The following is an 11,570-nucleotide window of genomic DNA, read 5'->3' as shown; positions in this document are numbered from 1 at the left end:
GAGCCTTCGTGGTCAATTCAACCCGCAGCCCCAACCTTCTTAAGAACAAGAGTGCTGCTTAACGTAACGTTGCACAGCACATCAGATTAGGACTCAATTTCAATCAAGTGCGTGGGCAAATCTCTGCCTGTGGGAAGAAGAATTCAATCTCACGAGCGGCCGATTCAGGACTATCTGAACCATGCACAGAGTTGTGACGCATACTCAGCGCGTAGTCAGCACGAATCGTACCACATGCAGCTTCTTCTGGATTCGTTTTGCCCATTAATTCGCGATAACGAGCAATTGCATTTTCACCTTCAAGAACTTGGACCATGATAGGGCCTGAGGTCATGAACTCTTTTAAAGCAGGGAAAAAAGGTTTGCCTTCATGCTCAGCATAGAAACCACTCGCTTGCTCTTCGGTTAACTGAACCATTTTCGCTGCAATAATTTGAAGGCCCGCTTTTTCAATGCGATGATAAATTTCACCAATCAGGTTACGTTCTACTGCATCAGGCTTGATGATAGAAAAAGTTCTTTCTAGAGCCATAGGGTATCCTTTTATTTTCTTTGTTTTTCAGGAGGTCATTGACCTCTCACAATTATTTGTTTGCTTGCTGAATCAATAAGCCAGCCAGAGTGCGTACTCCAACACCTGTTGCGCCAGCAGCCCATTTATCTGTTGCTGATTTGCGATATGTAGCAGAACAGTCGAAATGTAACCAGCCCTTTTTGTAGTCCTCAACAAAGTAAGACAAGAAAGCAGCAGCCGTGCTGGCACCTGGAGAATAATCACCACTGCTGATATTAGATAAATCAGCAAAATTCGATGGCAACATTCCACGGTGGAAATCCGCTAACGGCAATGGCCATAGGCCTTCTTTCTCTTCTTTTGCTGCAGATAACGCCTGCTGGGAGAGTTCTTCATCAAAACTCATTAATGCATGGTAGTCATTACCTAGTGCGTTTTTAGCCGCACCTGTCAGCGTGGCACAATCAACAATCAATGCTGGTTTTTGCTCACTCGCATAAAGTAAGCCATCGGCGAGAACTAGACGACCTTCCGCGTCGGTATTCAAGATCTCGACCGTTTTACCATTCTTGTAAGTAATGACATCACCCAGCTTCAACGCTCGACCTGAGATCATGTTTTCAGCACAGCACAGAATCAGTTTTACACGTTTGTTCAGGCCACGCATAATTGCCAGACCTAAGCCACCAGTGATCGTACCCGAACCGCCCATATCTGCTTTCATTGCCGCCATAAAGCCTGAAGGTTTGATACTATAGCCACCAGAATCAAAAGTGATGCCCTTACCCACAAGACATGCCCAAACGGGCGCATTCTCATCGCCTGTTGGGTTGTAATCGAGTTGCAGCATGGCAGATGTACGCTCAGATCCGCGTCCTACCGCATAGATACCTTCCCACCCTTCGGCCAGTAAGTCTTTATCTTTTACAATTCGAGCTTTAACCGTACCTTCTGGAGCGACCGACTTAATAAACTCAGCAGCCATAGTTGCGAGCTGACGTGGTGCCACTTCTTCAGCTGGTTTGTTAATGATGTCACGAGTGAACTCGGTTGCCTTGATTCGTGCGTCCAACTCTCTTTGAGCCGTTTCGACTAACTCAGGTAGAGCTAATGCATTGTTTTTCTTTGGTCCTCGATAACCTTGATGAAATGCCCAAACACTCTCAAGATCCCAGCCCGCTCCCTCAAGAGATACAGAAGCGATACCTTGCGAATCCAATTTACGTGCAGCGCGTTGTACAGTGTCAAGATCATCTCCTGCACCAAGGTGAATGGTTGCATCCGTTTCCGTGAATGAAAGGATTGCTTTCTCTCCCCAATGTGGTGCCGCTGGCTCTTGACTCAAAAATACTGACATCTGTGTAGACATGGTTTCTCCTTGTCTTCTTATTGGCGTTGTCCAAGCCATCTTGTTTTACGTTCGGATGTTAGCATTTTGTAGAGCTAAAATGTCAATTCGATAAAAAAACGGGCGCTAAGGCCCGTTACTTTTAGTAAAATTTGTTAACTAGAAAGACTTTTTAGCAAGCGCTAATCCATTTCATCCATCCAGCATAGAATCACTGCTTCGAGAATCTTTTCGTTAGAGCGGTTAGGCTCATCATTAAACTCATCCAACTCAGTAATCCACTGATGAAGATCGGTAAAACGTACTGTTTTAGGATCTATTTCAGGGAACTTGTCGCACAATTCGATCGCGATATCGCGTGAATCTGTCCATTTCATAACCAATTCCTTATGTAATTCTTTTTGCTCACATCAATAAATGCAGAATACTCAAAATAATTGGAGTTGCGGCTAGGCAACAAGTGAGCTCATCCCTATGAGCATAGGTGTTCTATGTAATTGGGATGAGCTCACTTAGTAAACAACGCTGCGGCTTCAAGTATGAGAGTATTAGTGATCTTCTGAAGCGTGGTTAAGAGTGTATTTAGGAATCTCAACCACCAAGTCTTCATCCGTAACTTTAGCCTGACAACCCAATCGTGATTCAGGCTCCAAGCCCCATGCTTTGTCCAGCATGTCGTCTTCCAACTCGTCACTCTCTTCCAAAGAGTCAAAGCCTTCACGAACCACAATGTGACAGGTAGTACACGCACATGACTTTTCACACGCATGCTCGATACCGATACCATTTTTCAGCGCCACATCCAGTACAGTTTCACCAGTATCTGCTTCTAGTACCGCACCTTCCGGGCATAAATCTTCGTGTGGTAATACTATAATCTTAGGCATAACTCTTATCTCTTAAATATCATCTACTGATTGACCTGACAGTGCAGCTCGAATCGATTTATCCATACGGCGTGAAGCAAAGTCCTGACTCGCTTTATCAGTATCTTTGATTCCCTGCTCAATAGCATCCGCACTATCGCCATTACGCAGTTCAATCAATGATTCAATCGATTTAATCAGGGCTTCTCTTTCCGCTTCGGACAGCAAGTCATCACCGTCCGCTTGCATCGCAGCCAGTAACCCTTCAATAACACGATCAGCTTCTACTCGCTGCTCAGCCAGCGCACGCGCCATCATGTCGTCTTTCGCGTACGTCATAGAGTCACGCAGCATGTTTGCCACTTCATCGTCACTCAAACCATAAGACGGTTTAACTTGTATTTCGGACTGAACACCAGTGCTCTTTTCCATTGCAGTGACTGAAAGAAGACCATCGGCATCAACTTGGTATGTCACACGAATATGAGCAGCACCAGCAGCCATTGGAGGAATGCCTTTTAATGAGAAACGTGCCAGCGAACGGCAGTCATCAACCAGTTCACGCTCACCTTGTACAATGTGAACACTCATTGCAGTCTGACCATCTTTAAATGTCGTAAATTCTTGCGCACGAGCAACCGGAATTGTGGTATTACGTGGAACAATTTTTTCGACCAGTCCCCCCATGGTTTCAATACCTAGAGATAGTGGGATTACATCAAGAAGCAGCATTTCAGAATCTGGCTTATTACCCGCGAGAATATCAGCCTGAATACCTGCACCAATCGCAACAACCTCATCAGGGTCAATACTTGTTAGCGGCTTACGACCAAAGAAGTCTCCCACCATTTCTCGGACGAGATGTGTACGAGTTGAACCACCTACCATCACAACTTCTAATACTTCGTCAGCATCAACTTCTGCATCTTTTAGCGCTCGGCGGCATGACATCAGCGTTTTCTTAACGAGAGGACGAATAAGATCTTCAAATTGCTCACGACTAACACTGCCTTTCCAACCGAAAACTTCAACATCAACGCTCTCTTTTTCAGAGAAAGCAATTTTGGTTTCAGTCGCGATGTTAAGTAACGTTCGTGTCTTTTCCGGTGATAATGGTGTTTCTAAGCCTGCTTGTTCCATTAAGTAGTCAGCAAGTAAGTGGTCGAAATCATCACCACCTAACGCAGAGTCCCCCCCCGTTGCTAACACTTCAAACACACCTTTAGATAGGCGCAGAATTGAAATATCAAAAGTACCACCACCCAGGTCATAAACGGCAATAACGCCCTCTTGGCCGGAGTCTAGGCCATAAGCAATAGCCGCTGCAGTGGGTTCATTTAGCAAACGTAAAACGTGCATACCAGCTAACTTAGCAGCGTCTTTTGTACCTGCACGCTGAGCGTCATCAAAGTAAGCAGGAACGGTAATGACAACACCAGCTAACTCTCCGCCTAATGTTGCTTCCGCTCTCTGGCCTAGCGTTCTTAAAATATCGGCTGAAACCTCAATTGGATTCTTATCGCCCGTTTGTGTTTCAAGAACAGGTAAGCCGTTATCACTCGCTTTGAATTGGTAAGGCAGATTTGGGTAACGCTGTTGAATGTCATCTAGAGAGCGTCCGAGTAAACGCTTTACTGAAATAATGGTATTAGCAGGATCTTGCTCAGCCATGGCTTTTGCCTCGGCCCCAACAGTTAGTTCTTCACCAGAGTAGTTAACTACAGAAGGTAAGATACTATGACCATGTTCATCTTTAAGAGTTGCAGCGTCACCACTACGCACTGACGCAACCAATGAATTGGTAGTACCTAAATCGATACCTGCTGCAAGTTTGTGCTCATGAGGTGCCGAGCTTTGACCCGGTTCTGCAATTTGAAGTAGTGCCATGAGTGGTCCTTGTTTTTCACTAGCCGAGGAGTTTCTCTTCTACTAGCTCGATTTCATTTTTTAATTTGGCGATGAATTTGAGTTTACGTACACGCTCAGCAGCTTGTTGCCAGAGCCCATCATTCAGTTCCTGCTCTACCGATTTCAGATGCTGCTTGTACATTTTGCTCACCTTACTTTCAAAATCGAATAGTGCTTCTTCTGGATCTGAGCTGAATGGAATCTCCTCAAGCTCTTCGCGTAATTCCATCTGTTCCATTAGAAACATAGGATCACTCATGGTTTGTTGCTCACCACGAATATCAACGCCATTTTCTGCCAGCATATACTCTGCACGAGACAGAGGTTTTTTTAAAACTTGATAGGCATCGTTGATTTCCGATGCTTTTTGCACCGCCATGAGGCGGTCTCGCTCTGAAGCACTGGCAAAGTTATCTGGATGGAAGCGTTTTTGAAGTTCACGGAATTGTGAAGAAAGAAGGCTACCATCCAGCTGAAACTGACTTGGTAGCCCAAATAATTCAAAGTAATTCATGGAGAATTCGGTCCTTGGTAATCTACCTGCAAGCTATGCCTACAAGCGCTATCAATTATACGTTGAAGCTTTCACCGCAACCACATTCACTTTTAGCATTCGGGTTGTTGAATTCAAACCCTTCGTTTAGGCCTTCTTTAACATAATCCAATTCAGTGCCGTCTAAGTATACAAGGCTCTTTGGGTCAATGATGACTTTCACACCTTCATGCTCGAATACTGAATCTTCTTCGTTAAGCTCATCAACGAATTCAAGTACATATGCCATTCCAGAACAGCCTGTCGTTTTCACACCCAAACGCAAACCGATCCCTTTACCTCGGTTTTCTAGGAATGTTCTAACGCGACTTGCCGCGGTTTCTGTCATTGTGATGGCCATACTGCACCTTAGTTAATTGATTGGCGAACGGAATGGGAGCTTTAGGCTCCCATTATATACAGATTACTTATTCTTGGTGTTTTTTCTTGTAGTCAGCAACCGCAGCTTTGATTGCATCTTCAGCAAGAATCGAGCAGTGTACTTTAACTGGTGGCAGCTCAAGTTCTTCAGCAATCTCAGCATTCTTAATTGCTGCTGCTTCATCAATGCTCTTACCTTTTACCCACTCGGTAACCAGTGAGCTTGATGCGATTGCACTACCACAACCGTATGTTTTGAACTTCGCATCTTCGATAATACCCTCAGATGTTACCTTAATTTGAAGCTTCATTACGTCACCACAAGCTGGAGCACCAACCATGCCGCTGCCTACTGCTGGGTCTTCTTTATCAAACGAACCAACGTTGCGTGGGTTCTCGTAGTGATCAATTACTTTTTCGCTATATGCCATGATTTTTACCTCGAATCCTCTATTAACTGACTTGGAATAACCTGATGAAATTAGTGGTGAGCCCACTCAACTGTATCTAGATCGATTCCTTCCTTGTACATATCCCATAGAGGAGACATGTCACGCAGTTTAGTTACTGCCGTACGAATTTGTTCAATTGCATAATCAATTTCTTCTTCAGTCGTAAATCGACCAAAAGAGAAACGTACAGAGCTATGTGCTAGTTCATCGTTTAGACCAAGAGCACGCAGCACATATGAAGGCTCTAGACTTGCCGATGTACACGCACTACCTGAAGAGACCGCTAGATCTTTAAGTGACATCAGTAGAGATTCACCTTCAACAAAGGCAAAGCTAACGTTCAGGTTGTGAGGAACACGTTGCTCAAAGTCACCGTTAACAGTTACAGCTTCTAAATCTTTAACACCATCAAATAGTCGGTTGCGAAGCGCAAGTGCATGATCGAAATCTTTTTGCATATCTTCTTTAGCAATACGGAACGCTTCGCCCATACCAACAATTTGGTGAGTAGCCAGTGTGCCTGAACGGAAACCACGCTCATGACCACCTCCGTGCATTTGTGCTTCAAGACGAATACGTGGCTTACGACGAACGTATAGTGCACCGATACCTTTAGGGCCATAAGCTTTATGAGCAGACAATGAGATAAGGTCTACTTTCATTTCCTTGACATCGATTGGTAGCTTACCCGCAGACTGAGCTGCATCAACGTGGAAAACCACTTTACGTTCGCGACAAAGTTCACCAATAGAAGAGATATCTTGAATAACACCAATTTCGTTGTTCACATGCATGATCGAAACCAATACAGTGTCTTCACGCATTGCGGCTTCAAGCTTCTTAAGATCAATCAAACCGTTAGATTCAGGTTCAAGGTAAGTTACCTCAAAACCTTCGCGCTCTAGTTGGCGACATGGGTCAAGAACCGCCTTGTGCTCAGTTTTACACGTAATCACGTGTTTACCTTTCTTAGAATAGAAATGAGCTGCGCCTTTAATAGCTAGGTTATCTGATTCTGTCGCGCCAGAGGTAAAGACGATTTCGCGAGGGTCGGCATTCATTAGATCAGCAATTTGTTCACGAGCAGTATCTACTGCTTCTTCTGCCTGCCAACCATATCGATGTGAACGCGATGCAGGGTTGCCAAACGTACCATCCATTGTCATGTACTGAACCATTTTTTCAGCTACACGGGGGTCTACAGGACAAGTCGCTGAGTAATCTAGGTAAATAGGCAGTTTCATTCTCTACTCCAATGTAACAGGCAAACCGCTTAAGAGCGGACATTTACACCGATGGGCGCGGTGTTAGAATTCTTGTTAGAAAACCCATGGTTAACCGTAAGACCAAGATCTTGTCGGTCTGAAATTTCTAGTACTTCGTTATCCGTCATCAACTCACCAAGAGTGATGTTGTTTAAGAAGTCACTGATGCGTGAACTTAAATCACGCCAAAGAGTGTGAGTAAGGCAACGAGTTCCACCTTGACAGTCTGCTCTACCGTTGCATTTGGTCGCATCAACCGACTCGTCTACGGCAGCAATCACTGTACCAATAGCAATAGAATGAGCGTCTTCACCTAAACGGTAACCACCGCCTGGGCCACGAACACTGGCCACAAGGCCCGCTTTGCGTAGCTTTGAAAATAGCTGCTCTAAGTAAGACAACGAGATCCCTTGTCGCTCTGAAATGTCAGCCAAAGGCACTGGGTTTTGTTGCGAATGCAGAGCCACATCTAACATGGCTGTAACTGCGTATCTTCCTTTAGATGTAAGTCTCATATAACACCATATCCACACTGTTTATGTGATGGCGATTCTCACATACCCGACTAAATTGGTCAAGTATATATTTGACTGTTTTAGTCAGGTATTTAACTATGATTTTATTGTGGTTAATTTACTTATTGATTTTTCTTTCAATTGAGGTCAATACACCACGCAGAATATTCAGTTCTTGCGCTTCAGGTCTGGCTCTATTAAATAGCCTACGCAGCTTGTTCATCACTTTCCCAGGCTGATCATCGCTAATAAATTGGGTCATAGTTGCCACTTTTTCAAGATGCGAAAAGAACATTTCTAACTCTTTATGTCTTGGATATTCCGCCACTTGATTAGGCTCATATTGACTCTGTTGCTTTTCCAAATATGCCATACGAACTTCATAGCTTAGTGTCTGAACAGCCATTGCCAGATTAAGAGAGCTGTACTCAGGATTAGCAGGAATACAAACATGATAGTGGCACGTCTGAAGCTCTTCGTTTGTTAATCCGGTCCGCTCGCGACCAAATACTAATGCGACCTGAGATGCTTCTCCTTGTTCGACAAATTTCTTACCACATTCACGCGGCTCTAACATAGGCCATTCTAAAGTACGTGAACGCGCACTTGAACCTACAACAAGGCTACAATCAGCAACAGCCTCATGTAATGTGTTGACTATCACTGCCGATCGGACGATATCTGCTGCGCCAGCAGCAAGTGCTGTTGCCTGCTCATCTATCTCACACTGCGGATCAACAAGTACTAAGTTAGTCAGCCCCATGACTTTCATTGCTCTTGAAGCCGAGCCAATGTTTCCAGAGTGAGAGGTTCCAACAAGTACAACTTTGACATTGTTTAGCATCAGTGTTTTCCAAGACGTAATTTTGAACTGCGCGATATTAACATACACCTGAGTAAAATGGTCAGACCCTTTGCTGTAATAAAACCAAAAGTTCAAAAAATAACCACTTCCATTTCGGTGTTTATCTGATATACTGCCGCCCGTTTTTCTGTTCTTTAACATCCGTTGGGAAATTAGTATGCATCCAATGCTTAATATTGCTATTCGTGCTGCACGAAAAGCAGGCAACCATATTGCTAAATCTTTAGAAAATGCTGAGAAGATTGAATCGACTCAAAAAGGCGTCAATGACTTCGTCACTAACGTAGACAAAGAAGCAGAAGCTATCATTATCGATACGATCAAAGCCTCTTACCCTGATCACACTGTAATTGGTGAAGAGTCAGGCCTTCTTCAAGGTAAAGATGACGAAGTGCAATGGATCATCGACCCACTGGATGGCACTACAAACTTTGTAAAAGGTTTACCTCACTTCTCTGTTTCTATTGCTGTACGCATCAAAGGCAAAACAGAAGTCGCTTGTGTTTACGACCCAATGCTGAATGAGCTTTTCACCGCTCAACGAGGTTCTGGCGCGCAACTTAATAATGCTCGTATCCGCGTCAAGCAAGTAAAAGACCTTCAGGGTACTGTTTTAGCAACGGGCTTCCCATTCAAACAGAAACAGCACTCAGAGTCTTACTTTAAGATTATGTCAGCACTATTCGTTGACTGTTCTGATTTCCGTCGCACAGGTTCGGCCGCTCTAGACCTATGTTACCTTGCAGCAAACCGTGTAGATGGTTTCTTTGAGCTTGGTCTTAAACCGTGGGATATCGCTGCTGGTGAGCTTATTGCTCGTGAAGCAGGTGCTATTGTTACTGATTTTGCTGGCGGCACTGACTATGTAAAATCAGGTAATGTTGTAGCTTCAAGCGCTCGCGGCGTTAAAGGCATGCTTAAGCACATCCGTGAAAACGGTAATGAAGCACTACTAAAATAATCTAAAGCTCCGTCACAGCTGAAATTTTTAGCCCACTCATTAGAGTGGGTTTTTTTGTATCGACAGGAACTAACTCTGCTATTAAGTCGCTATAGACACATAACTAAGGCAATATATGATAAGAAAGTGATGCCTATTTTTAAAGACAACGGATGTATCGATACTAACGCATGAAGATAAAGCCTCTTTTCTACTCTCTTACCCTACTTTTGATTGGCTGTGGTTCAGACCCAGACAGTGTGCCACTTTCTGAAATAGATCATTGTGATTCAATTCAACAGCATCAAGTAGAGCCACTCTCTCATTACCTTGAGCCCTTCCAGTCTAAGTTAGACAATGCAACTGGCGTATATGTTTTGGAGCAAGGTGCTGAAGCCATGATGTCTAGAGCTTGGATAACGGATAGAGCAGAGCACAGCATTGATATTCAGTACTTTATATTCTCGGTAGACAACATTGGCTTGATTGCAACAGACCACCTTGTTCGCGCGGCCGAGCGCGGAATAACAGTTAGAGTACTAATTGATGACATCATGCTAAACGCGAAAGGCGATGAACTTCTAATGCTCGATGCCCATGAAAATATACAGATAAAAATCTATAACCCGAATGTGAACATAGGTAAGAACATCATCAATAAGCTTGGTACCTTGCTTACTGACTTCCACGGTTTAAACCAAAGAATGCATAACAAGGTATTCTTGGTCGACGACCAGATAGCCGTTACGGGAGGACGCAATATCGCGGACGAGTATTTCGGTTTTGACCACGAGTATAACTTCAGAGATCGAGACGTCTTTCTCGCGGGTAAGGCGGTATCAGATGTAAAAAGCTCATTTAATGAGTTTTGGAACCATGAGCTAAGTGTAGGAGTTGAGAAACTAGTTGGTAATAACCCTTACCCTAAGAACCCTGACTTCTCCCGCCTACATTCTTACTCATGTAACCCAGAGAACTTCCATCCTGAGATAAAAGCTGAAATCGAGAAAGTGCCACAAACTTTTGACCGCTTGATGGACCAAGGACGCTTTAGATTCCTTGAGAAGGTGGAATACATCTCAGATAAACCCAGTAAAAACGATCAGCAAACGTTTCTTGGTGGTGGAAGTATTACAAGAAGCAAGTTGATTGAACTCGCAGAAAGTGCTGAGAAAAGTATTTTGATCCAGACACCTTACCTAGTCACCACGAAGGCAGACCGTAAGTTCCTTCGTCGATTAGTCGACAAAGGGGTGGAGATAAAGATCCTCACTAACAGCCTCGCCTCCAACGACAACCTAGAAGCGTTTAGTGGCTATCAAAGGAATCGTTCTGAGCTACTAAAAACAGGCGTCGAGATTTATGAGTTCAAGCCAGATGCCAAAGTTCGTCAGCGGGTCATGACTGAACATATGTTTAAACGCTTGCCCACCACGCCTATCTTTGGCTTACACGCTAAGACGATGACCATTGATGATCATATAACGATTGTCGGTACTTATAACTTTGATCCTCGTAGCGCCAACCTCAATACAGAAAGCTTTACAGTCATTCATTCACCAGAGATTACTGATGGTGTAAATACTGCAATGAGAATCGAGATGGAGCCAGAAAACGCGTGGTTTATTAGCGAAGGCTTCAACCCAGATCATAAGGTTAGTATCTTTAAACAGATAGGGGTAAAAATCAGAAGAATTGTTCCCAAGAGTATCCTTTAAACTGGATTCTCAATATATGGCTGGAGTGGAAAGATCTGACTAAGCTGATACTCCAGCTTGCAGCATGTAGATGTTTGGGTAATGTCGGAGTCCGCTGATCTTTTCTTGCTACAAAGAAAAAGGCTCCAGTCTTTCGACTAGAGCCTTGAATGTGGCAGGGGTGGAGAGATTCGAACTCCCAACACGCGCGTCTTTGGTAGTGGCGGAATCCGCTGCTCGTTCCTAGCTACAAAAGAAAAGGCTCCAGCATTTCTGCTAGAGCCTTG

General features: G+C 44.1%; 13 protein-coding genes. 2 read left to right on the top strand and 11 right to left on the bottom strand.

The window, feature by feature from the left end:
• Positions 1-103: 103 nt before the first annotated feature.
• The 11 genes from ndk to trmJ all read right to left on the bottom strand — a co-directional run bounded on the left by ndk (position 104) and on the right by trmJ (position 8,625).
• A complete protein-coding gene (gene ndk / locus OH455_RS12690; RefSeq protein ID WP_045976609.1) occupies positions 104-532 on the bottom strand; it encodes a nucleoside-diphosphate kinase in 429 nt (142 codons plus the stop codon).
• 52 nt (positions 533-584) lie between these two features.
• Positions 585-1,883 (bottom strand): aminopeptidase PepB, encoded by a 1,299-nt coding sequence (pepB, locus tag OH455_RS12685; protein WP_269981651.1) that lies wholly within the window; start codon positions 1,881-1,883, stop codon positions 585-587.
• Positions 1,884-2,044: 161 nt separating this feature from the next.
• Positions 2,045-2,239, bottom strand: a complete 195-nt coding sequence (gene iscX, locus OH455_RS12680) for a Fe-S cluster assembly protein IscX (protein WP_269981650.1) — start codon at positions 2,237-2,239, stop codon at positions 2,045-2,047.
• A gap of 171 nt (positions 2,240-2,410) precedes the next feature.
• Entirely contained in the window at positions 2,411-2,749 is a 339-nt protein-coding gene (gene fdx, locus OH455_RS12675; RefSeq protein ID WP_006959826.1) for an ISC system 2Fe-2S type ferredoxin, read from the bottom strand.
• Between the two features lie 12 nt (positions 2,750-2,761).
• Entirely contained in the window at positions 2,762-4,615 is a 1,854-nt protein-coding gene (gene hscA / locus OH455_RS12670) for a Fe-S protein assembly chaperone HscA (protein ID WP_269981649.1), read from the bottom strand.
• Between the two features lie 19 nt (positions 4,616-4,634).
• Positions 4,635-5,150 carry a co-chaperone HscB gene (gene hscB, locus OH455_RS12665; protein WP_269981648.1) on the bottom strand — a complete coding sequence of 172 codons (516 nt, stop codon included), beginning with the start codon at positions 5,148-5,150 and terminating at the stop codon, positions 4,635-4,637.
• A gap of 55 nt (positions 5,151-5,205) precedes the next feature.
• Complete coding sequence (gene iscA, locus OH455_RS12660) at positions 5,206-5,529, bottom strand: iron-sulfur cluster assembly protein IscA (RefSeq protein ID WP_045976614.1); 324 nt, start codon at positions 5,527-5,529, stop codon at positions 5,206-5,208.
• 67 nt (positions 5,530-5,596) lie between these two features.
• On the bottom strand, positions 5,597-5,980 hold the full coding sequence (gene iscU / locus OH455_RS12655; RefSeq protein WP_045976615.1) for a Fe-S cluster assembly scaffold IscU: 384 nt from the start codon (positions 5,978-5,980) through the stop codon (positions 5,597-5,599).
• Between the two features lie 50 nt (positions 5,981-6,030).
• On the bottom strand, positions 6,031-7,245 hold the full coding sequence (locus tag OH455_RS12650; protein ID WP_045976616.1) for an IscS subfamily cysteine desulfurase: 1,215 nt from the start codon (positions 7,243-7,245) through the stop codon (positions 6,031-6,033).
• Between the two features lie 29 nt (positions 7,246-7,274).
• A complete protein-coding gene (gene iscR / locus OH455_RS12645) occupies positions 7,275-7,781 on the bottom strand; it encodes a Fe-S cluster assembly transcriptional regulator IscR (protein WP_045976617.1) in 507 nt (168 codons plus the stop codon).
• A 118-nt stretch (positions 7,782-7,899) separates the two neighbouring features.
• Positions 7,900-8,625, bottom strand: a complete 726-nt coding sequence (gene trmJ, locus OH455_RS12640) for a tRNA (cytosine(32)/uridine(32)-2'-O)-methyltransferase TrmJ (RefSeq protein WP_206372109.1) — start codon at positions 8,623-8,625, stop codon at positions 7,900-7,902.
• A 178-nt stretch (positions 8,626-8,803) separates the two neighbouring features.
• Here trmJ and suhB point away from each other — a divergent pair, with 178 nt between their 5' ends.
• Both suhB and OH455_RS12630 read left to right on the top strand, forming a co-directional pair.
• On the top strand, positions 8,804-9,607 hold the full coding sequence (suhB, locus tag OH455_RS12635; RefSeq protein ID WP_045976618.1) for an inositol-1-monophosphatase: 804 nt from the start codon (positions 8,804-8,806) through the stop codon (positions 9,605-9,607).
• Between the two features lie 170 nt (positions 9,608-9,777).
• Entirely contained in the window at positions 9,778-11,304 is a 1,527-nt protein-coding gene (locus OH455_RS12630) for a phospholipase D family protein (RefSeq protein WP_269981647.1), read from the top strand.
• Positions 11,305-11,570 lie beyond the last annotated feature (266 nt).

It is taken from the genome of Vibrio sp. T11.5 (assembly GCF_027587155.1).
Lineage (GTDB): Bacteria > Pseudomonadota > Gammaproteobacteria > Enterobacterales > Vibrionaceae > Vibrio > Vibrio neptunius.
This window is presented reverse-complemented; position numbering and strand designations above follow the sequence as displayed.

Bases quoted from the DNA above. Each gene is read 5' to 3' on its own strand.
- hscB (WP_269981648.1), bottom strand. From the start codon at position 5,150: ATGAATTACTTTGAATTATTTGGGCTACCAAGTCAGTTTCAGCTGGAT.
- iscR (WP_045976617.1), bottom strand. From the start codon at position 7,781: ATGAGACTTACATCTAAAGGAAGATACGCAGTTACAGCCATGTTAGAT.
- iscX (WP_269981650.1), bottom strand. From the start codon at position 2,239: ATGAAATGGACAGATTCACGCGATATCGCGATCGAATTGTGCGACAAG.
- pepB (WP_269981651.1), bottom strand. From the start codon at position 1,883: ATGTCTACACAGATGTCAGTATTTTTGAGTCAAGAGCCAGCGGCACCA.
- trmJ (WP_206372109.1), bottom strand. From the start codon at position 8,625: ATGCTAAACAATGTCAAAGTTGTACTTGTTGGAACCTCTCACTCTGGA.
- ndk (WP_045976609.1), bottom strand. From the start codon at position 532: ATGGCTCTAGAAAGAACTTTTTCTATCATCAAGCCTGATGCAGTAGAA.
- iscU (WP_045976615.1), bottom strand. From the start codon at position 5,980: ATGGCATATAGCGAAAAAGTAATTGATCACTACGAGAACCCACGCAAC.
- hscA (WP_269981649.1), bottom strand. From the start codon at position 4,615: ATGGCACTACTTCAAATTGCAGAACCGGGTCAAAGCTCGGCACCTCAT.
- iscA (WP_045976614.1), bottom strand. From the start codon at position 5,529: ATGGCCATCACAATGACAGAAACCGCGGCAAGTCGCGTTAGAACATTC.
- fdx (WP_006959826.1), bottom strand. From the start codon at position 2,749: ATGCCTAAGATTATAGTATTACCACACGAAGATTTATGCCCGGAAGGT.
- OH455_RS12630 (WP_269981647.1), top strand. From the start codon at position 9,778: ATGAAGATAAAGCCTCTTTTCTACTCTCTTACCCTACTTTTGATTGGC.
- OH455_RS12650 (WP_045976616.1), bottom strand. From the start codon at position 7,245: ATGAAACTGCCTATTTACCTAGATTACTCAGCGACTTGTCCTGTAGAC.
- suhB (WP_045976618.1), top strand. From the start codon at position 8,804: ATGCATCCAATGCTTAATATTGCTATTCGTGCTGCACGAAAAGCAGGC.